This is a genomic window from Pseudomonas sp. AAC, assembly GCF_000725445.1.
GTDB lineage: Bacteria > Pseudomonadota > Gammaproteobacteria > Pseudomonadales > Pseudomonadaceae > Pseudomonas > Pseudomonas citronellolis.
On record NZ_KL647096.1, the window covers coordinates 469,505 to 488,956 of the forward strand.

A 19,452-nucleotide genomic window follows, 5' to 3' on the forward strand; every position below is an offset into this window, starting at 1 on the left:
GAACGGACATGAACGAGAAGAAACACCCGCAGCCCGAAGACGCCAGCGGCTTCAGCCGCCGCGACTTCCTCGGCGCCTCGGCGGTCACCGGCGCCGCGGCGCTGGTCGGCGCCAGCGCCCTGGGCGGCGCGGTGATCCCGCGCGAGGCCTGGGCCGATACGGTCAAGGCGGCGCAGGCCAAGGCCCACGTCGGCCCCGGCGAGCTGGACGAGTACTACGGCTTCTGGAGCGGCGGCCACTCCGGCGAGGTCCGGGTGATCGGCGTCCCGTCGATGCGCGAGCTGATGCGCATCCCGGTGTTCAACGTCGACTCGGCCACCGGCTGGGGCCTGACCAACGAGAGCAAGCACATCCTCGGCGACAGCGCGCGCTTCCACAACGGCGACTGCCACCACCCGCACATCTCCATGACCGACGGCAAGTACGACGGCAAGTACCTGTTCATCAACGACAAGGCCAACAGCCGCGTCGCGCGCATCCGCCTGGACATCATGAAGTGCGACAGGATCGTCACCATCCCCAACGTCCAGGCCATCCACGGCCTGCGCCTGCAGAAGGTGCCGCACACCAAGTACGTGTTCTGCAACGCCGAGTTCATCATTCCCCACCCCAACGACGGCTCCAGCTTCGACCCCGGCGCGGACAACGCCTTCACCATGTACAACGCCATCGACGCCGAGACCATGGAGGTGGCCTGGCAGGTGATAGTCGACGGCAACCTCGACAACACCGACATGGACTACACCGGCCGCTTCGCCGCCTCCACCTGCTACAACTCGGAGAAGGCGGTGGACCTGGCCGGCATGATGCGCAACGAGCGCGACTGGGTGGTGGTGTTCGACATCCCGCGCATCGAGGCCGAGATCAAGGCCAAGCGCTTCGTCACCCTGGGCGACTCCAAGGTCCCGGTGGTCGACGGCCGCAGGAAAGACGGCAAGGACAGCGCGGTGACGCGCTACATCCCGGTGCCGAAGAACCCCCACGGCCTGAACACCTCGCCGGACGGCAAGTACTTCATCGCCAACGGCAAGCTGTCGCCGACCTGCAGCATGATCGCCATCGACAAACTGCCGGACCTCTTCGCCGGCAAGCTCAAGGACCCGCGCGAGGTCGTAGTCGCCGAGCCGGAGCTGGGCCTGGGCCCGCTGCACACCACCTTCGACGGCCGCGGCAACGCCTACACCACGCTGTTCATCGACAGCCAGCTGGTGAAGTGGAACCTGGAGGACGCGGTGCGCGCCTACAAGGGCGAGAAGGTCGACTACATCCGCCAGAAGCTCGACGTGCACTACCAGCCGGGGCACAACCACGCCTCGCTCTGCGAGACCCGCGAGGCCGACGGCAAGTGGGTGGTGGTGCTGAGCAAGTTCTCCAAGGACCGCTTCCTGCTCACCGGCCCGCTGCACCCGGAGAACGACCAGCTGATCGACATCTCCGGCGACGAGATGCAACTGGTCCACGACGGCCCCACCTTCGCCGAGCCGCACGACTGCATCCTCGCCCGCCGCGACCAGATCAAGCCGCGCAAGATCTGGTCGCGCGACGACCCCTTCTTCGCCCCGACCGTGGCCCGGGCGAAGAAGGACGGCATCGACCTGCTCAAGGACAACAAGGTCATCCGCGACGGCAAGCAGGTGCGCGTGTACATGACCTCCATGGCGCCCACCTACGGGATCACCGAGTTCACCGTGAAGCAGGGCGACGAGGTCACGGTGACCATCACCAACCTCGACGAGATCGAGGACGTGACCCACGGCTTCGTCATGGTCAACCACGGCGTGAGCATGGAGATCAGCCCGCAGCAGACCTCGTCCATCACCTTCGTCGCCGACAGGCCCGGGGTGCACTGGTACTACTGCAGCTGGTTCTGCCATGCCCTGCACATGGAAATGGTCGGCCGCATGCTGGTGGAAAAGGCCTGATACGGGCCGCTGGCGCTGCCGGGCTCGGGGGCCCGGCAGCCGCCACCTGCGAATACCCCCGGAGGATGCTTCCGCGTGCCCACTTCCCGCGCCTGCCTCGCCCTGCTGCTGACGCTGGCCAGCCCCGCGCTGGCCGCGCTGCAGCCGATCGACGAGCTGCCCCTGCGCGCCGCCGGCGACGGGCTGTGGACGCTGGCGGCCGGCACCTACGCCGGCCGCTTCCTCATCGACCGGCCAATGCGCCTGCGCTGTGAAGACGGCGCCACTTTCGACGGCCAGGGCGAGGGCAGCACCCTCACCGTACGCAGCGCCGACGTCAGCGTCGAAGGCTGCCGGGTGCGCAACTGGGGCCGCAACCTGACCGACATGGACTCGGCGATCTTCGTCGAGAAGCGCGCCCGCGGCGTGGTCCTGCGCAACAACCGGCTGCAGGGCCCGGGCTTCGGCATCTGGCTCGACGCCAGCGAAGACGCCCAGGTGCTGGACAACCGCATCGAGGGCGATGCGCGGCTGCGCTCCCAGGACCGCGGCAACGGCATCCACCTCTACGCGGTGCGCAACGCCCTGGTGCGCGGCAACCGGGTGCGCCACACCCGCGACGGCATCTACATCGACACCGCCAACGGCAGCGCCATCGAGCACAACCGCCTGGAAGACCTGCGCTACGGCGTGCACTACATGTTCACCAACGACAGCCGGGTGATCGGCAACCTGACCCGCCATACCCGCACCGGCTACGCGCTGATGCAGAGCCGCAAGCTCAGCGTGATCGGCAACCGCTCGGTGGACGACGAGAACTACGGCATCCTGATGAACTACATCACCTACTCGACCCTCGCCGGCAACCGCGTCGAGGGCGTGCGCAGCGGCAGCGGCGTGACCGGCGAAGGCATGATCGCCGGCGCCGAGGGCAAGGCCCTGTTCATCTACAACTCGCTGTACAACCGCATCGAGGGCAACCGCCTGGCCGGCAGCGCCCTGGGCATCCACCTGACCGCGGGCTCGGAGGACAACCGCATCGCCGGCAACGCCTTCGTCGGCAACCGCCGGCAGGTGCTCTACGTGGCCAACCGCACCCAGGAATGGTCGGTCGACGGCCGCGGCAACTACTGGAGCGACTACCTGGGCTGGGACCGCGACGACGATGGCCTGGGCGACGTCTTCTACGAGCCCAACGACAACGTCGACCGCCTGCTGTGGCTGTACCCGCAGGTGCGCCTGCTGCTCGCCAGCCCATCCATCGAACTGCTGCGCTGGGTGCAGCGCGCCTTCCCGGTGACGCGCTCGCCGGGGGTGCGCGACAGCCACCCGCTGATGCGCGAACCGCAAGCGGAGGCGAGCCCATGAAGCTGCTGCAAATAGAAGGCGCGAGCCTGCGCTACGGCGCCTTCACCGCCCTGCACGGGCTCGACCTGGACCTGGCCGCCGGCGAAGTGCTCGGCCTGCTCGGCCACAACGGCGCCGGCAAGACCACCAGCATCAAGCTGATGCTCGGCCTGCTGCGCCCCGACGAAGGCCAGGTGCGGGTGTTCGGGCGCGCCGCCGACGACCCCGCGGTGCGCCGCCAGCTCGGCTTCCTCCCGGAAAACGTCACCTTCTACCCGCAGCTGACCGGCCGCGAAACCCTGCGCCACTTCGCCCGCCTGAAGGGCGCGGCGCCCGCCGAGGTGGACGCGCTGCTGGAACAGGTGGGCCTGGCCCAGGCCGCCGGCCGGCGCCTGAAGACCTACTCCAAGGGCATGCGCCAGCGCCTCGGCCTGGCCCAGGCGATCCTCGGCCGGCCGCGCCTGCTGCTGCTCGACGAGCCCAGCGTGGGCCTCGACCCGCTGGCCACCGTCGAGCTCTACCGCCTGCTCGACCGCCTGCGCAACCAGGGCACCGGGGTCATCCTCTGCTCCCACGTGCTGCCCGGCGTCGAATCCCACATCGACCGCGCCGCCATCCTCGCCAACGGCCGCCTGCTGACCTGCGGCAGCCTGGCCGAACTGCGCCGCGAGGCCGGGCTGCCGACGCGCATCCGCATCGCCGGCCCGCGCAACGAACGCTGGCTGGCCCACTGGCGCGACAGCGGCTACGCCGTGCGCGCCCTGGACGGCGGGCGCATCGAGCTGCTGGCCGCCGCAGAACGGCAGCGCCGCCTGCTGCAGGCGCTGCTGGAAGAACAGCCCGAGGGCCTGGAAGTGCTGCCGCCCTCGCTGGAGGACCTCTACCTGCACCACATGCAGGGCGCCGCGCGCGCCTGCGGAGAAACAGCATGACGCCGGTCTGGCACATCGCCCGCAAGGAACTGGCCGACGGCCTGCGCAACCGCTGGCTGCTGGCGATCAGCCTGCTGTTCGCCCTGCTCGCCGTGGGCATCGCCTGGTTCGGCGCGGCCACCGCCGGGCAGGTGGGCTTCACCTCGATCCCGGCGACCATGGCCAGCCTCGCAAGCCTGGCCACCATCCTCATGCCGCTGATCGCCCTGCTGCTGGCCTACGACGCCATCGTCGGCGAGGAGGAAGGCGGCACCCTGCTGCTCCTGCTGGCCTACCCGCTGAGCCGCGGCCAGCTGCTGCTGGGCAAGTTCCTCGGCCACGGGCTGATCCTCGCCCTGGCCACCCTGCTCGGCTTCGCCGCCGCCGCGCTGTCCATCGCCGTGCTGGTGGCGGACATCCAGCTGTCGCAGCTGCTGTGGGCCTTCGCCCGCTTCATCCTGTCCTCCACCCTGCTCGGCTGGGCGTTCCTGGCCATGGCCTACGCGCTGAGCAGCCGCGTGAGCGAGAAGTCCACCGCCGCCGGCCTGGCGCTGGGCCTGTGGTTCTTCTTCGTGCTGCTCTTCGACCTGGCCCTGCTGGCCCTGCTGGTGCTCGGCAAGGGCCGCATCAGCCCCGAACTGCTGCCCTGGCTGCTGCTGCTCAACCCCACCGACATCTACCGCCTGATCAACCTCTCCGGCCTCGGCCCGGAGATCGACGGCGTGCTGGTCCTGGGCCGCGACCTGCCGGTGCCCGGCGCCGTGCTCTGGCTGGCCCTGGCGGCCTGGACGCCGGCGGCGCTGGCCCTGGCCTACCGCCTGTTCCGGCGCCGCCCGGCCTGAACCCCCACTCCAAGGAGCCCCCGATGCCGCTGCCCCGCCTCTATCTCGTCGCCGCCCTGTTCAGCCTGCTGCTCGCCGGTTGCGGCGACGGCCGCCAGGACGCCGCCGACCTCGCCCCGGTGCCCTTCCACAATGGCGACGAATGCCACGTCTGCGGCATGCTCATCGACGGCTTCCCCGGGCCCAAGGGCGAAGCCGTGAGCGCCGGCAAGGTGCGCAAGTTCTGCTCCACCGCCGAGCTGCTCGGCTGGTGGCTGCAACCGGAGAACCGCCACGACGGCCAGCACCTGTACGTGCACGACATGGCCCGCAGCGACTGGAACCACCCGGACGACCGCCACCTGATCGACGCCACCAGCGCCTACTACGTGGTGGGCATCCAGCGCCCCGGGGCGATGGGCGCCACCCTCGCCTCCTTCGGCAACCAGGCCGACGCCGAGCGCCTGGCCAAGGCCGAAGGCGGCCGCGTGCTGCGCTTCAGCGAGATCGACCAGGCCGTGCTGCAGGGCGTGAGCGGCGACCACGCGCACCGCTGAGCGGCCTAGCGCGGCCGCTGGCCGTGGGCCTCGAGGAAGGCGGTGAAGGCCGCCGGCGCCAGCGGCGGGCTGATCAGGTAGCCCTGGATCTCGTCGCAGCGGTGCTGGCGCAGGAAGTCCAGCTGCTCCTGGCGCTCCACGCCCTCGGCCACCACCTTCAGCTCCAGGCTGTGGACCATGGCGATGATGGCGCGGGTGATGGCGGCGTCCTCGCCCTGGGCGGACAGGTCGCGGATGAAGGTCTGGTCGATCTTCACGTAGTCCACCGGGAAGCGCTTGAGGTAGCTGAGCGAGGAATAGCCGGTGCCGAAGTCGTCGATGGCCAGCTTCACGCCCATCTCGCGCAGCTGGCGGAAGGTGGTGCTGACGCTCTCGACGTTCTCCAGCAGCTGGCTCTCGGTGATCTCCAGCTCCAGCAGCCGCGGCTCCAGGCCGGTTTCGTCGAGCACGGTGCGCACCAGGCTGACCAGGTTGCCCTGGCGCAGCTGGTGCACCGAGAGGTTCACCGACACCCGCAGCTCGGCCAGGCCGCGGGCCTGCCAGGTGCGTCCCTGGTGGCAGGCGCGGCGCAGCACGAACTCGCCGATGGCGCCGATCAGCCCGGCTTCCTCGGCCAGGGGAATGAAGTCGCCGGGCGGGATCATGCCCTGCAGCGGATGGCGCCAGCGCACCAGGGCCTCGGCGCTGTCCAGGCGGCCGTTGGCCAGGTTCAGCTTGGGCTGGTAGTGCACCTCCAGCTGGCCATCCTCGACGGCCTTGCGCAGCTGCACTTCCAGCTGCAGGCGCTCCAGGGTGCAGGCCTGGAGGTTGTCGGTGAAGAACTGGAAGGTGTTGCCGCCCAGGTGCTTGGCATGCTGCATGGCCATGTTCGCCTGGCTCATCAGCGCGGAAATCTCCCGCGCGTTCTCCGGCAGCAGGCTGATGCCCAGGGAGGCGCTGAGCATCAGCTCCTCGCCGGCGACGCTCATCGGCATGCGCAGGCGCGTGAGCAGGCGGCTGGACAGGCGCGCCAGGGCCGAGAGGCTGGAATAGGAATCCACCAGCACGGCGAACTCGTCGGCCGACAGCCGGGCGATGGTGTCCGCCTCCGGCACCGCCTGGGTCAGACGCCGGGCGATCTGCCGCAGCAACTGGTCGCCGACCTCGTGGCCGAGGCTGTCGTTGAGCAGCTTGAAGCGGTCCAGGTCGATCAGCAGCAGGGCCAGGCTGCGCCCGCTGTGCCGCGCGCGCTGGCCGGCATCGTGCAGGCGCTGCTTGAACAGGCCGCGGTTGGCCAGGCCGGTGAGCTCGTCGTAGTGCGACAGGTAGCGCAGGCGCTCCTCGGCGTCGCGGCGCGCGGTGAGGTCGGCGAAGAAGCCCACCACGTGGGACAGCTGGCCGCGGTTGTCGCGCACCATGTTCAGCTGCAGCCATTGCGGATAGGGCTCGCCGTTCTTGCGCGTCTCCAGCAGCTCGCCCTGCCAGCTGCCGGCGCGCTCCAGCTCCTCGCGGATCAGCAGGTACTGGCGGCGCGTCTCGGGGTTGCCGGAAAGGCTGGTGGCGACCTGGCCGATCACCTCTTCCGGGCGGTGCCCGGTGACGCGGCTGAAGGCCTGGTTGACCGCCAGCAGGCGGTAGTCGGCATCGAGGATGACGATGCCCTCGCTGGCCGCCTCGAACACGGTGGCGGCCAGGCGCTGTTCCTCCTCGCGGCGCTTGCGCGCGCTGACGTCGCAGCGGGTGCCGACCATCCGCGTGACCTTGCCGCGGGCGTCGCGGGCCATCACCCGGCCGCGGTCCTCCACCCACACCCAGTGGCCGTCGGCGTGGCGCACGCGGTATTCGACGCGGTAGCCGTCGGTGCGCCCGCGCAGGTGGTCGGCCAGGGCCCGGCGCAGCAGCGGCACGTCGTCCGGGTGCAGCAGCGGGCGCAGGTCGGCGCGCATGCTGCGCACCGCGTCCTGGTCGAGGCCGAAGATTTCCCGCAGGCGCGAGTGGTGCACCTCGTCGGTGCGCAGGTTCCAGTCCCACAGCCCCAGCTCGCTGGCCTCCAGGGCCATGGCCAGGCGCGCCTGGCTGTTGCTCAGCTCGACGCTGCCGGCCTCGACCCGCACCTGCAGCTGGTCGCGCGCCTCGCGCAGGGCGCGTTCGGCGCTGCGGCGCTGCTCAACCTCGCGGCCCAGGTCCTGGTTGAGGGCTTCCGCGCGGCCCTTGGCCTGCTCCAGGTGGGCCACCAGGGCGAGGGTCTGGAAGCGCCGCAGCAGGCTGCCCTGGACCAGCCGGTTGACCTGCCAGGCCACCACCAGCAGGGCCGACAGCAGGATCGAGCCGAGCAGCCCCCAGCCCTGCTGCAGATCGCTGCCCCGGAGCAGCAGGTAGCCGATGGACGGCAGCAGGCAGGGCAAGGCGAAAGTCAGGAAGGCCGGCAGGCTCACCGCGTAGGCGACGCTGGCGGAAAGAATGGCCGCGGCGATCAGGCCGAACACCAGGGCCTGCTGCAGGAAGGCGTCGGGCGGCACCAGGGCGATGGCGGCGAAGGCCAGGGTCAGCCCCGAGGCGCCGGCGCCGAAGAGGAACGCCCGCTGCCAGTGCGCTTCGGCCTGGCGCTGCGGCTCGGCATTGTGGAAGGCGGCGACCTGGATCAGCCGCATCACCGCCAGCAGTACCAGCCACACCAGCCAGCCGGACAGCAGCAGGCCATCCTGGCTGTGCCAGAGCAGGCCGGCGCAGGCCAGGCCGTTGAGCAGCATGAGCAGGGTCGGCACCCGCGAGCCCTGGTAGAGCAGGCGGGTGCGCTCGATGGCCAGTTCGTGGGCGTATTGCTGGCGGATCTCGGCCTGGCTGAAAGGCGCGGCCGAGGTATCCAGGTATGCGGTCATAGGCGGCTTTTTCTTGTAGTGGTCGGCCTTGGCGTGGCCCGAGCATAACCGAGGCGGCAGGGTCGCCCAAGCTCGGGAAAGCGGCAATATGCCAGCAAATCGCTGAACTTTCGTCGGGCAGGTGCCGGACGGCGCTTTGGTTTGCCGGGCTTTCCCCGCCGTCGGTAGAATGCCGCCCCATGAACGACGACCTCTCCCTCCTGCTCAACTCCCTCAACGACCCGCAGCGCCAGGCCGTGGCCGCGCCGCTGGGCCACCAGCGCGTGCTCGCCGGCGCCGGCTCGGGCAAGACCCGCGTGCTGGTGCACCGCATCGCCTGGCTGATCCAGGTGGAGCACGCCTCGCCCCACAGCATCCTGGCGGTGACCTTCACCAACAAGGCGGCGGCGGAGATGCGCGCGCGCATCGAGCAGTTGCTGGGGATCAACCCGGCGGGCATGTGGGTCGGCACCTTCCACGGCCTGGCCCACCGCCTGCTGCGCGCCCACTGGCGCGAGGCCGGGCTGCCCGAGGGCTTCCAGATCCTCGACAGCGACGACCAGCTGCGCCTGGTCAAGCGCGTGGTGCGCGAACTGGGCCTGGACGAGCAGCGCTGGCCGCCGCGCCAGGCGCAGTGGTTCATCAACGCGCAGAAGGACGAGGGCAACCGCCCGCAGAACATCCAGGCCAGCGGCGACCTCTACCTGGCCACCATGGTCAGCGTCTACCAGGCCTACGAAGAGGCCTGCGCCCGCGCCGGGGTGGTCGACTTCGCCGAGCTGCTGCTGCGCTCGCTGGACCTGTGGCGCAACGACCCCGGCCTGCTGGCGCACTACCAGCGGCGCTTCCGGCACATCCTGGTGGACGAGTTCCAGGACACCAACGCCGTGCAGTACGCCTGGCTGCGCCTGCTGGCCAAGGGCGGCGAGAGCCTGATGGTGGTGGGCGACGACGACCAGTCGATCTACGGCTGGCGCGGCGCCAAGATCGAGAACATTCAGCAGTTCGCCGACGACTTCGCCGGCACCGAGGACATCCGCCTGGAGCAGAACTACCGCTCCACCGCCACCATCCTCAAGGCCGCCAACGCCCTGATCGCCAACAACCACGGGCGCCTGGGCAAGGAACTCTGGACCGACGGAGTGGATGGCGAGCCCATCACCCTCTACGCCGGCTTCAACGAGCACGACGAGGCCCGCTACATCGTCGAGACCATCGAGGACGCCCTGCGCAAGGACGGCCTCAAGCGCAGCGAGATCGCCATTCTCTACCGCTCCAACGCGCAGTCGCGGGTGCTGGAAGAGGCCCTGCTGCGGGAGAAGATCCCCTACCGCATCTACGGCGGCCAGCGCTTCTTCGAGCGCGCCGAGATCAAGAACGCCCTGGCCTACCTGCGGCTGATCCGCCTGCGCGACGACGACGCCGCGCTGGAACGGGTGGTCAACATCCCGCCGCGCGGCATCGGCGAGAAGACCGTCGAAGCCATCCGCAACGCCGCGCGGCTCAACGGCACCTCCATGTGGCGCGCGATCAACGACGTGATCGCCGCGAAAGCCGTGACCGGCCGCGCCGCCAGCGCGCTCAACGGCTTCCTCGAAACAGTCGACCTGCTGGCCCAGCAGGTCGAGGGCATGCCGCTGCACCAGATGACCCAGACGGTCATCGAGCAGTCCGGGCTGATCAGCTACCACAAGGAAGAAAAGGGCGAGAAAGGCCAGGCCCGGGTGGAGAACCTGGAGGAACTGGTCAGCGCCGCCCGCGCCTTCGAGAACCCCGAGGACGAGGACATCCCGCCGCTGGTGGCCTTCCTCGACCACACCGCGCTGGAGGCCGGCGACACCCAGGCCGACGCCTTCGAGGACAGCGTGCAGCTGATGACCCTGCACAGCGCCAAGGGCCTGGAGTTCCCCCTGGTGTTCCTGGCCGGCATGGAAGAAGGCCTGTTCCCGCACAAGATGAGCCTGGAAGAGCCCGGCCGCCTGGAAGAGGAACGCCGCCTGGCCTACGTCGGCATCACCCGCGCCATGCAGCGCCTGGTGCTGACCTACGCCGAGACGCGCCGCCTGTACGGCAGCGAGACCTACAACAAGGTCTCGCGCTTCGTCCGCGAAATCCCGCCGGGCCTGATCCAGGAAGTGCGCCTGTCCAACTCGGTGAGCCGGCCGCTGTCCGGCAACCAGCGCAGCGGCAGCCTGTTCAGCGGCGCCGGCGTGCCGGAAACCCCCTTCGCCCTCGGCCAGTCGGTACGCCACCCGCTGTTCGGCGACGGCGTGATCCTCAACTTCGAAGGCTCCGGCGCCCAGGCCCGGGTGCAGGTGAACTTCGACAGCGAAGGCAGCAAGTGGCTGATGCTCGGCTACGCCAAGCTGGAGGCGGTGTAGAGCCACCGCCCCCAACGTCAGGCATCACCTGTAGGAGCGAGCTTGCTCGCGAACGCTCTTTCGCCAGGGCCGTTCGCGAGCAAGCTCGCTCCTACGAAAAGCCCCGTAGCCTCGTAGCCCCGTAGGATGGGTTGAGCGAAGCGATACCCATCACCACGACCGCCTGGGTTTCGTAGGGTGTATAACCGTTCGCGGTTATACGCCGCATCGCCCCGGCACGCTCAATGCCCGCCCTTGCCCTGCTCCAGGGTTTCCAGCAGGGCGATCTGCATCCGCGAATGCAGGCGGATGAACCAGCGCCAGCCCACCGCCAGCGCCAGCGCGGCCACCAGGCCCACCACCACCAGCAGCTCGCCCGGCGGCAGGATGCTCGAACTGAGCGCCGCCAGCAGCAGCATCATGCCGCCCAGGGACAGCAGCGGGATCATCTCGGCGATCACCCGGCGTACCCGCGCGGTGTGGCGCCCGGCGCTCTCGGCCTTGACGCCCATTTCCGCCAGCAGCATGGCCAGCGCCTTGAGCTTGCGGTAGGCGGCGATCAGGAAGGGCAACGACAGCAGCAGCGCGGCGCCCCAGATCAGCGCCTTGTGCAGCGCCTCATGCTCGACCCAGTTGGCCAGCCACTCGGCGATCCGCCCGGCGAAGAACGCCAGGCCGAAGAAGATGGCGATCACCAGCACCAGGTTCACCCCCACCTGCAGCAGGATGCGCCGGATCATCCCGGCCAGCACCGCCTTGTCGCCGCGCGGGCGGATGCTGCGCAGCCATTCGCCGTACAGGCCGAACACCCGCACCATGGGCGAAGGCAGGGTGCGCCCCAGGTACAGCGCCAGGGGGTCGGCGGAGCGGATCAGGTAGGGCGTCAGCAGGGTGGTGATGGCCGACACGCCGACCACCACCGGGTAGAGGAAGTCGCTGGTCACCCCCAGGCTCATGCCCAGGGCGGCGATGATGAAGGAGAACTCGCCGATCTGCGACAGGCCCATGCCCACGCGCATCGAGGTGCGCCCGTCGTTGCCGGCGATGAAGGCGCCGGTGCCGCAGGACACCAGCTTGCCGAGCACCACCACCAGGGTGATGACCAGGATCGGCGCGGCGTAGTCCACCAGCACCCGCGGGTCGATGGTCAGGCCGATGGCGACGAAGAAGATGGCGCTGAACATGTCGCGCACCGGCTCCATCAGCCGTTCGATCTGCACCAGCTGGCGCGACTCGGCCATGATCGCGCCGATCAGGAAGGCGCCCAGCACCACGCTGTATTCCAGCTTGATCACCAGCAGGCAGAAGCCGAAGCACAGGCCGAGCACCGTCACCAGCAGCATCTCGTTGCTCTCGAACTTCGCCACGTAGGCCAGCAGGCGCGGCACCAGCAGGATGCCGACGACCAGCGCGACGACCATGAACAGGCTCAGCTTGCCCACCGTGGAGACCACCTGGTCGGCCTCCACCGCACCGCTCACGGCGATGCCCGAGAACAGCGCGATGATGCCGATGCCGAGGATGTCCTCGATGATCAGCACGCCGAAGATCAGCTGGGCGAAGCGCTCGTTCTTCAGCTTCAGGTCGCCCAGCACCTTGATGATGATGGTGGTCGAGGACATCGCCAGGATGGCGCCGAGGAACAGCGAGTCCATGGTGTTCCAGTCGAACAGCCGGCCGATCTCGAAGCCGGCCCAGATCATCAGGGTGATCTCCAGGAAAGCCGCGAGGAAAGCCGTGGCGCCGACCTGGAACAGCTTGCGCAGGGAAAACTCCAAGCCCAGGCAGAACATCAGGAAGATCACCCCCAGCTCGGCGAGGGTCTTGATGGTCTGCTCGTCGTGGACCAGGGCGAAGGGCGGCGTGTGCGGGCCGATGATCACCCCGGCGATGATGTAGCCGAGCACCACCGGCTGCTTGAAGCGGTGGCAGAGGATGGTGACGAAACCGGCGATCAGCATGATCACCGCCAGGTCCTGGATGAAGTCGATAGCGTGCATGGCGGCGGTCCTCGCGCGATGTGGCAGTGGGGGATCGCGCGGCCAGCGGCCCCGCTAGGGCGCCAGCCTATCAAACGGCCAGCGTCTTCGAGGCCGCTGAAAAACCCGGTAACAGACGTTCGCGCCGGGGCTGCCCGCTGCGCCCGGATGTCGCAGGGGCAATAGCCGGAAACAAAATCCGGCTGGTCCCTGGCGGCCGGGCTCGGCAACATGACGCGCGTCGTATTCCAACCAAGAGAATCACCCCGATGAAGCGCTTTCTCAGCCTTGCCATGGCCTTCTGTGTCGCCGTGACGCTCAGCCTCGACGTCAATGCCGCCAAACGTTTCGGCGGCGGCAAGAGCATGGGCTCGGCGCCGAGCCACCAGACCCGCCAGGTGCAACCGAACACCGCCCCGAACACCCCCAACGCCGCCGCGCCCGCAGCCGGTGCGGCCGCAGGCGCCGCCGCGGCCGGCGGTGCATCCCGCTGGCTGGGTCCGCTGGCCGGCATCGCCGCCGGCGGCCTGCTGGCCTCCATGTTCATGGGCGACGGCTTCCAGGGCATGCAGTTCCTCGACATCCTGATCATCGCCCTGATCGCCTTCATCGCCTTCCGCTTCATCGCCTCGCGTCGCCGCCAGCAGGCCCAGGGCCAGCCGGCGATGGCCGGCCATGCGCCGCAACAGCGCGAGATGCCGGCCGCCCAGCCGTCGCCGTTCGGCGCCAGCGCCCGTCCGGCCGCGGCCGCCCCGGCGATCAACGCGCCGAGCTGGTTCGACGAGCAGCGCTTCGTCGGCGCCGCCCGCGAGCACTTCCTGTCCCTGCAACAGCACTGGGACGCCAACGAGATGGACAAGATCGCCGAGTTCGTCACCCCGCAGATGCTGCAGTGGCTGAAGCAGGAACGCGCCGAACTGGGCGACGGCTACCAGTCCACCTACATCGACAACCTGCAGGTGCAACTGGAAGGCGTCGACGACCAGGCCGACAAGACCATCGCCACCCTGACCTTCAGCGGCCTCTCCAAGACCTCGCGCTTCGACCAGGGCGAAACCTTCAGCGAAAGCTGGCGCATGGAACGCGCCCAGGGCCAGGACCAGCCCTGGCTGCTGGCAGGCATCCGCCAGAACGGCTGATGGCCTCTGCCGTAGGGCTGTTCGCTTGAGCAAGACAGAACGCCGTTTCCCTTCTCCGGGAAACGGCGTTTTCGTATCCGGGAGTGCCACCGGGGCGTCCGGCGTGGCCGGTGAGTCCAATCGCGGACAGAGTCCGCTCCTACGGCGGGAGGAATACCGTGCCTCCCGGCAACCTGTAAGCGGGCCCTGCCCGCGATTTCGCGCGCAGGGCGCGCTCCTACAGGGGAATGGCGCGGGTGGGCAGCGTAGGATCTCATCCGCGAATCGCGCCGGAGGTTCCGGCCATCGCGGACAAGGTCCGCTACCCCCTCCGGCAAACACGAGACCCGTAGGATGGTGTTGAGCGAAGCGATACCCATCAGCGCAACCGCATGGGTTTCGCAAGCTCAACCCATCCTACGAAAAGCGCCCCGGCGCAAGACGGTTGCTCCTACGCCCGCGCTTCCTGGAACCGTAGGAGCGGACTCTGTCCGCGATTCGGACTTCCAGAGAAACCTCCGCACTCAGGAGGTCATGCGACATGAATGTCGCGAGAGCCCCGATGGACTGCAGGGACGTACCCTCGACGGGAGACACCTGGTCCGGGCCTCCGTGGCGGGGAATTCGCGAGGGTAGCCCGGAACCACCCCAATGGCGCCTGATCGACACCCCGCTCAGGACAGCCCCCACCCCAATCCCTTCCACTCGTCCGCCAAACACCCCCAACGTGAACTTGCGCCCAGGCCCGGCTACTACTGTATAAAGCGCCCCAGTCAATCGAGAGGCCCCTGCCGTGGAAGACGTCATCGACCAATTGCGTGAACTCAACGAGCCCGTCCCTGTCCCCCTGGAGCTGCCGGACGAGGAACTGCTGGTGGAGATCGAGGAAGAGCTGCTGATCGGCCTTCCGTCGGAATTCCGCGAGTTCCTCCTGAAGGTCAGCGACGTGGTCTACGGCCGCCTGGAGCCGGTCACGGTGACCGATCCGCACTCCCATACCTACCTGCCGGAGGTGGCCGCGGTGGCCTGGGCGATGGGCCTGCCGCGCGAGCTGATACCGCTCTGCGCCGATGGCGACGACTACTATGCGGTGGCCCAGGACGGCGAGGTGGTGCTCTGGGCGGACGGCGAACTGACCGAGGAAACCTGGGACTCGGTGTGGACCTGGGCACGCGACGTATGGTTGGACACCTGAGCCCGGAGCACTGAATTTCCAAGCGGAGCGGTTGTCACAGTGGCTACCGAGCGTGTACCCAAACCTTCTGCCAAGGCCGGTCCACGATGTCCCTTGGAGACTCTATGAAGCTGAAATTCCTACTCCTCAGCGCGCTGCTGTTCGGCCTGGCCGGCTGTGCCGACAAGGCCGTGGTGATGCTGAACGACGGCAGCGAGGTCCTGGTAAAGGACCATGCCGATTTCGACAAGTACCACGACTACTACGAGTTCGAGCAGCTCGACGGGCAGACGATCCTCATCCGCAAGGAAAACGTCCGCTACATCAAGACCGAGTGACGCGCCCTCAGCGCGTCACGCTCGCCCCCGACTCCAGCGCCAGCAGATTCAGCAGGTATTGGCCGAAGTAGCCCAGGTCCTGCTCGATGGCCGCCCGCGCGCCGCGGGCATCGCCCCGCCGGATCGCGTCCAGGGCCTGGCCGTGGAAGTCGTTCAGGCGCAGCGACAGGTCGGCGCCGGTGAACAGCCGGTTGAAAAAGGGCCCGACCTGCAGCCACAGCGCCTCGATCATGCGCAATAGCGTAGGGTTGCCGCAGGCGCGGTAGAGCGTCAGGTGGAAGCGGCTGTTGTGCTCCAGGTAGGCCTGCACGTCGCGCCGCCGCACGGCCTCCTCCATGGCTTCGGTACAGGCCTGCAGGACCTCGATGTCCGCCCCTTGCAGGCGCGGCACCCCATCCTCCACCGCAAGCCCCTCCAGTGACTGGCGAATCTGCAGGATCTGCAGGAAGCGCTCGCGGGTCATCAGCGGCACCCGCAGCGAGCGCTGCGGCTCGCCCTCCAGGGCGCCCTCGGCGACCAACCGTTGCAGCGCGGCGCGCACCGGCATCGGGCTGGTGCCCCATTCGTCGGCCAGATCGCGAATCTTCAACCGCTCGCCGGGCTGGAAGCGCCCGCTGAGCAGGGCCTGGCGCAGGTTCTGGTACAGCTGCTGCTGGAGGTTCTCGGCCATGGCGTCACTCCGCGCGGGCCGGCGGCGCCGGCAGTTGGGCGAAGGTCAGGCTGCAATTGTGCGTCATCTTCTTTTTCCCTTGTTCCGATCAGGCGCGCCAACTGGCCTTGCCAGTGCGCTCCCATGAGCCATTCTGTTTTGTGATCACAAATTCTGTTGAGAAGAAAGATTAACAGGCGTCCCGCAGCATGTATTGACTTTTTTGTGATCACAAATGGAAGATGTGCGAAAAAACGAACGAGGTGTGCAAGATGACCGCCAGCGGAATCGCCCAACAGGCCGTGGACGTATTCACTGCCCGCGAACGCCAACGCTTCCTGGAGCAGAACCCGAAATCCGTGGCCCTGGCCGAGCGCGCGCGCAACTCGCTGTACGCCGGCGTGCCCATGCACTGGATGGCCGACTGGGCCACCCCCTGCCCACTGTTCGTCGAGCGCGCCAAGGGCGCCCGCTTCTACGACGTGGACGGCCACGAGTACGTCGACTTCTGCCTGGGCGACACCGGCACCATGTTCGGCCACTCGCCAGATCCGGTGGCCAAGGCCATCGCCGAACAGGCCAACAACGGCCTGACCACCATGCTCCCGGGCGAAGACGCCGTGGTCTGCGGCGAACTGCTGGCCGCGCGCTTCGGCCTGCCGTTCTGGCAGGTCACCGCCACCGCCACCGACTCCAACCGCTACGTGCTGCGCTGGGCCCGCGCCATCACCGGGCGCAACACCCTGCTGGTGTTCGACGGCTGCTACCACGGCACCGTCGACGACGTCATGGTGCGCTACCGCGACGGCGAGACCGTGCCGCGCTCCGGCCTGGTCGGCCAGGCCTACGACCTGACCCAGTACAGCCGCTCCATCCCCTTCAACGACGTCGAAGCGCTGGAAGCCGCGCTGGCCAGGGGCGACGTCTGCGCCCTGCTGTGCGAGCCGGCGATGACCAACATCGGCATGGTCCTGCCCGACCCGGGCTTCCTGCAGAAGTGCCGCGAGCTGACGCGCAAGTACGGCGCGCTGCTGATCATCGACGAAACCCACACCATCTCCACCGGCATCGGCGGCTGCACGAAACTGTGGAACCTCGACCCGGACTTCTTCGTGGTCGGCAAGCCGATCGCCGGCGGCGTGCCCTGCGGCATCTTCGGCTGCAGCGCGGACATGGCCGAGAAGATGCTCGCCTCGCGGCAGAAGGCCCAGGAAGACAGCCATGGCCACGGCCACAGCGGCATGGGCACCACCCTCTCGGCCAACGCCCTGGCCATGCACTGCATGCGCGCCAACCTGGAACAGGTGATGACCCAGGCCGCCTACGACCACATGCTGCCGCTGGCCAGGCGCCTGGCCGACGGCTTCCGCCGGCTGATCGCCAAGCACGGCCTGAAGTGGTCGGTGACCGAGCTGGGCGCGCGCAGCGAGTTCCAGTTCTGCCCGGTCTCGCCGCGCACCGGCGCCGAGGCCGAAGCGGCCTTCCACGACGAACTGCAGATGGCCCTGCACCTGTACCTGATCAACCGCGGCATCCTGATCACGCCGTTCCACAACATGACCCTGTGCTGCCCGGACACCAGCGAAGCCGACGTCGACCGCCTGATCGACACCCTCGACGCGGGCATCAGCGAGCTGCTGGCGATTCCTGGCGCGCGCGAGGCTTGATGCAACGCGTCCCTGGGCCCGCTCGAAACACCGTCGCAGGAGCGGACTCCGTCCGCGATGCCTTCCACCGCCTGCCGGCGGATCGCGGATGAATCCGCTCCTACAAGGAACAGGAGCAGCGCCGTCGTAGGATGGGTTGAGCGAAGCGATACCCATCCTACGGTGCAGCCTACAAGACAGTTGCTCCTACAAAGCGAACATCCGGCCGCCGCGCCAACCGAGGACCACCATGCAATTCGCCGATCGAAAGGAAGCCGAAGCCTTCCTCGCCGCGCACCCCGAGGTGCGCAGCATCGAGCTGTTCATCATCGACGCCAACGGCATCCCGCGCGGCAAGCTGCTGCACCGCGACGAGCTGCTAGCCATCTACGACAACGGCCGGCCGCTGCCCAGCTCGATCCTCGCGCTCACCGTGCAGGGCGAGGACGTCGAAGGCACCGGGCTGGTCTGGGAAGTGGCCGACGCCGACTGCTGGACCTACCCGCTGCCCGGCAGCCTGACCCTGCAGCCCTGGCGCAGCTCGCCCACCGGCCAGCTGCAGGTCAGCATGCACCCGACCCAGGGCCTGCCGGCCACCCCGGCCGACCCGCGCCAGGCCCTGGTGCGCGTGGTCGAGCGGCTCAAGGCCGAGGGCCTGCACCCGGTGATGGCGGTGGAACTGGAGTTCTACCTGCTGGACAAGCAGCGCGACGCCCAGGGCCGCCCGCAGCCGGCGCTGCAGATGAACGGCGTGCGCCCGCAGGCGCCGCAGGTCTATGGCGTTTACGAGCTGGAACAGATGCAGCCCTTCCTCGACGACCTCTACGCCGCCTGCGAGGCCCAGGGCCTGCCGGTGCGCACGGCCATCTCCGAATACGCCCCCGGCCAGCTGGAACTGACCCTGGAGCACCGCTTCGACGTGCTCCAGGCCATCGACGAAGGTGTGCGCTACAAGCGCCTGGTCAAGGGCGTGGCCAACAAGCACGGGCTGCAGGCCTGCTTCATGGCCAAGCCGTTCGGCGATCGTGCCGGCAGCGGCATGCACCTGCACGTCAGCCTGGCCGACGAACAGGGCAACAATCTCTACGCCAGCGAGCTTTCCGACCTTGAAGGCCCGCAAGGCACGCCGCTGCTGCGGCACTCCATCGGCGGCATGATGGCCACGCTGCTCGACTCCCTGGCCATCTTCTGCCCCAACGCCAACTCCTTCCGCCGCTTCCAGGCCAACAGCTACGCGCCGCTGGCCAAGAGCTGGGGAGTAAACAACCGCACCGTGTCCTTCCGCGTGCCGGGCGGCCCGGCCAAGAGCCGGCACATCGAGCACCGCATCTGCGGCGCCGACGCCAACCCCTACCTGGCCGCCGCGGCGATTCTCGCCGGCATCCACAAGGGCATCCGCGAACAGCTCGACCCCGGCGCGGCCATCGAGGGCAACGGCTACGAGCAGGCCCGCGAGTTCCTGCCCACCGACTGGCTCACCGCGCTGCGCGCCCTGGAGGCCTCCAGCTGGGCCCGCGAGGCGCTGGGCGAGGAGTTCCTCAAGGTGTTCCTGGCCATCAAGTGGGAGGAGTACCGCCAGTTCATGGGCGAAGTCGGCGAGCAGGACTGGCGCTGGTACCTGCACCACGCCTGAGCCAGCGCGACCATCAGTCGCCTACGAAAGCTCCAGCGGGATTTACGAAAAAATTACCCTGGCAAAGCGAAGATTCTGGTCTTTTCTTGGTCAGTAGAGACAGAGGGCCGCCCGTGCGGCCCTCTTCCTTGCGGCGTGCCGCCACTGCCTGACGGCGCGCCGTTTCCCTATCAGGCAGGGA

At 68.5% G+C, this 19,452-nt stretch carries 14 protein-coding genes; 11 read left to right on the forward strand and 3 right to left on the reverse strand.

The genetic code is table 11. The features are described 5' to 3' along the window. Positions 1-8: 8 nt before the first annotated feature. The 5 genes from nosZ (at position 9) to FG99_RS11975 (ending at position 5,537) form a co-directional block, all read left to right on the forward strand. A complete protein-coding gene (gene nosZ / locus FG99_RS11955; RefSeq protein ID WP_043269804.1) occupies positions 9-1,922 on the forward strand; it encodes a TAT-dependent nitrous-oxide reductase in 1,914 nt (637 codons plus the stop codon). A gap of 75 nt (positions 1,923-1,997) precedes the next feature. Continuing rightward, entirely contained in the window at positions 1,998-3,269 is a 1,272-nt protein-coding gene (locus FG99_RS11960) for a nitrous oxide reductase family maturation protein NosD (RefSeq protein WP_043269806.1), read from the forward strand. After that, entirely contained in the window at positions 3,266-4,180 is a 915-nt protein-coding gene (locus FG99_RS11965) for an ABC transporter ATP-binding protein (RefSeq protein ID WP_043269808.1), read from the forward strand. The genes FG99_RS11960 and FG99_RS11965 overlap by 4 nt, the downstream gene beginning before the upstream one ends. Beyond that, complete coding sequence (locus FG99_RS11970) at positions 4,177-5,001, forward strand: ABC transporter permease (RefSeq protein WP_009614874.1); 825 nt, start codon at positions 4,177-4,179, stop codon at positions 4,999-5,001. Before FG99_RS11965 ends, FG99_RS11970 begins: the two co-directional genes overlap by 4 nt. 23 nt (positions 5,002-5,024) lie before the next feature. Then, positions 5,025-5,537, forward strand: coding sequence for a nitrous oxide reductase accessory protein NosL (locus tag FG99_RS11975; protein ID WP_043269810.1), 513 nt, complete (start codon positions 5,025-5,027; stop codon positions 5,535-5,537). A gap of 5 nt (positions 5,538-5,542) precedes the next feature. Here the strand turns inward: FG99_RS11975 and FG99_RS11980 are convergent, their stop codons facing one another. After that, positions 5,543-8,395 carry an EAL domain-containing protein gene (locus FG99_RS11980; RefSeq protein WP_043269812.1) on the reverse strand — a complete coding sequence of 951 codons (2,853 nt, stop codon included), beginning with the start codon at positions 8,393-8,395 and terminating at the stop codon, positions 5,543-5,545. Positions 8,396-8,574: 179 nt separating this feature from the next. Here FG99_RS11980 and uvrD point away from each other — a divergent pair, with 179 nt between their 5' ends. Further along, positions 8,575-10,755: a DNA helicase II gene (gene uvrD, locus FG99_RS11985; RefSeq protein ID WP_043269815.1), complete on the forward strand. Its 2,181-nt coding sequence runs from the start codon at positions 8,575-8,577 to the stop codon at positions 10,753-10,755. 221 nt (positions 10,756-10,976) lie between these two features. On the opposite strand, the gene FG99_RS11990 is transcribed toward uvrD, so the two are convergent. Next, entirely contained in the window at positions 10,977-12,734 is a 1,758-nt protein-coding gene (locus FG99_RS11990; RefSeq protein WP_043269817.1) for a cation:proton antiporter, read from the reverse strand. Positions 12,735-12,982: 248 nt separating this feature from the next. Here FG99_RS11990 and FG99_RS11995 point away from each other — a divergent pair, with 248 nt between their 5' ends. The 3 genes from FG99_RS11995 (at position 12,983) to FG99_RS12005 (ending at position 15,343) form a co-directional block, all read left to right on the forward strand. Beyond that, positions 12,983-13,852 carry a Tim44 domain-containing protein gene (locus tag FG99_RS11995; RefSeq protein ID WP_043269819.1) on the forward strand — a complete coding sequence of 290 codons (870 nt, stop codon included), beginning with the start codon at positions 12,983-12,985 and terminating at the stop codon, positions 13,850-13,852. Positions 13,853-14,624: 772 nt separating this feature from the next. Beyond that, on the forward strand, positions 14,625-15,026 hold the full coding sequence (locus FG99_RS12000) for an SMI1/KNR4 family protein (RefSeq protein ID WP_009614862.1): 402 nt from the start codon (positions 14,625-14,627) through the stop codon (positions 15,024-15,026). A 104-nt stretch (positions 15,027-15,130) separates the two neighbouring features. After that, positions 15,131-15,343: a YgdI/YgdR family lipoprotein gene (locus tag FG99_RS12005; protein WP_009614860.1), complete on the forward strand. Its 213-nt coding sequence runs from the start codon at positions 15,131-15,133 to the stop codon at positions 15,341-15,343. A gap of 7 nt (positions 15,344-15,350) precedes the next feature. Here FG99_RS12005 and FG99_RS12010 read toward each other — a convergent pair whose 3' ends face one another. After that, positions 15,351-16,013, reverse strand: coding sequence for a GntR family transcriptional regulator (locus FG99_RS12010; protein ID WP_043269821.1), 663 nt, complete (start codon positions 16,011-16,013; stop codon positions 15,351-15,353). A gap of 251 nt (positions 16,014-16,264) precedes the next feature. Between FG99_RS12010 and FG99_RS12015 the strand changes: the two genes are divergently transcribed. Next, a complete protein-coding gene (locus tag FG99_RS12015) occupies positions 16,265-17,659 on the forward strand; it encodes an aspartate aminotransferase family protein (protein WP_043270327.1) in 1,395 nt (464 codons plus the stop codon). A gap of 229 nt (positions 17,660-17,888) precedes the next feature. Then, positions 17,889-19,271 (forward strand): glutamine synthetase family protein, encoded by a 1,383-nt coding sequence (locus FG99_RS12020; protein ID WP_043269823.1) that lies wholly within the window; start codon positions 17,889-17,891, stop codon positions 19,269-19,271. The last annotated feature ends 181 nt before the right edge of the window (positions 19,272-19,452 follow it).

Coding starts and splice junctions, on each gene's coding strand:
- uvrD (WP_043269815.1), top strand. CDS start 8,575: ATGAACGACGACCTCTCCCTCCTGCTCAACTCCCTCAACGACCCGCAG.
- nosZ (WP_043269804.1), top strand. CDS start 9: ATGAACGAGAAGAAACACCCGCAGCCCGAAGACGCCAGCGGCTTCAGC.
- FG99_RS11990 (WP_043269817.1), bottom strand. CDS start 12,734: ATGCACGCTATCGACTTCATCCAGGACCTGGCGGTGATCATGCTGATC.
- FG99_RS11970 (WP_009614874.1), top strand. CDS start 4,177: ATGACGCCGGTCTGGCACATCGCCCGCAAGGAACTGGCCGACGGCCTG.
- FG99_RS12005 (WP_009614860.1), top strand. CDS start 15,131: ATGAAGCTGAAATTCCTACTCCTCAGCGCGCTGCTGTTCGGCCTGGCC.
- FG99_RS12010 (WP_043269821.1), bottom strand. CDS start 16,013: ATGGCCGAGAACCTCCAGCAGCAGCTGTACCAGAACCTGCGCCAGGCC.
- FG99_RS11965 (WP_043269808.1), top strand. CDS start 3,266: ATGAAGCTGCTGCAAATAGAAGGCGCGAGCCTGCGCTACGGCGCCTTC.
- FG99_RS11980 (WP_043269812.1), bottom strand. CDS start 8,395: ATGACCGCATACCTGGATACCTCGGCCGCGCCTTTCAGCCAGGCCGAG.
- FG99_RS11975 (WP_043269810.1), top strand. CDS start 5,025: ATGCCGCTGCCCCGCCTCTATCTCGTCGCCGCCCTGTTCAGCCTGCTG.
- FG99_RS12015 (WP_043270327.1), top strand. CDS start 16,265: ATGACCGCCAGCGGAATCGCCCAACAGGCCGTGGACGTATTCACTGCC.
- FG99_RS11995 (WP_043269819.1), top strand. CDS start 12,983: ATGAAGCGCTTTCTCAGCCTTGCCATGGCCTTCTGTGTCGCCGTGACG.
- FG99_RS12020 (WP_043269823.1), top strand. CDS start 17,889: ATGCAATTCGCCGATCGAAAGGAAGCCGAAGCCTTCCTCGCCGCGCAC.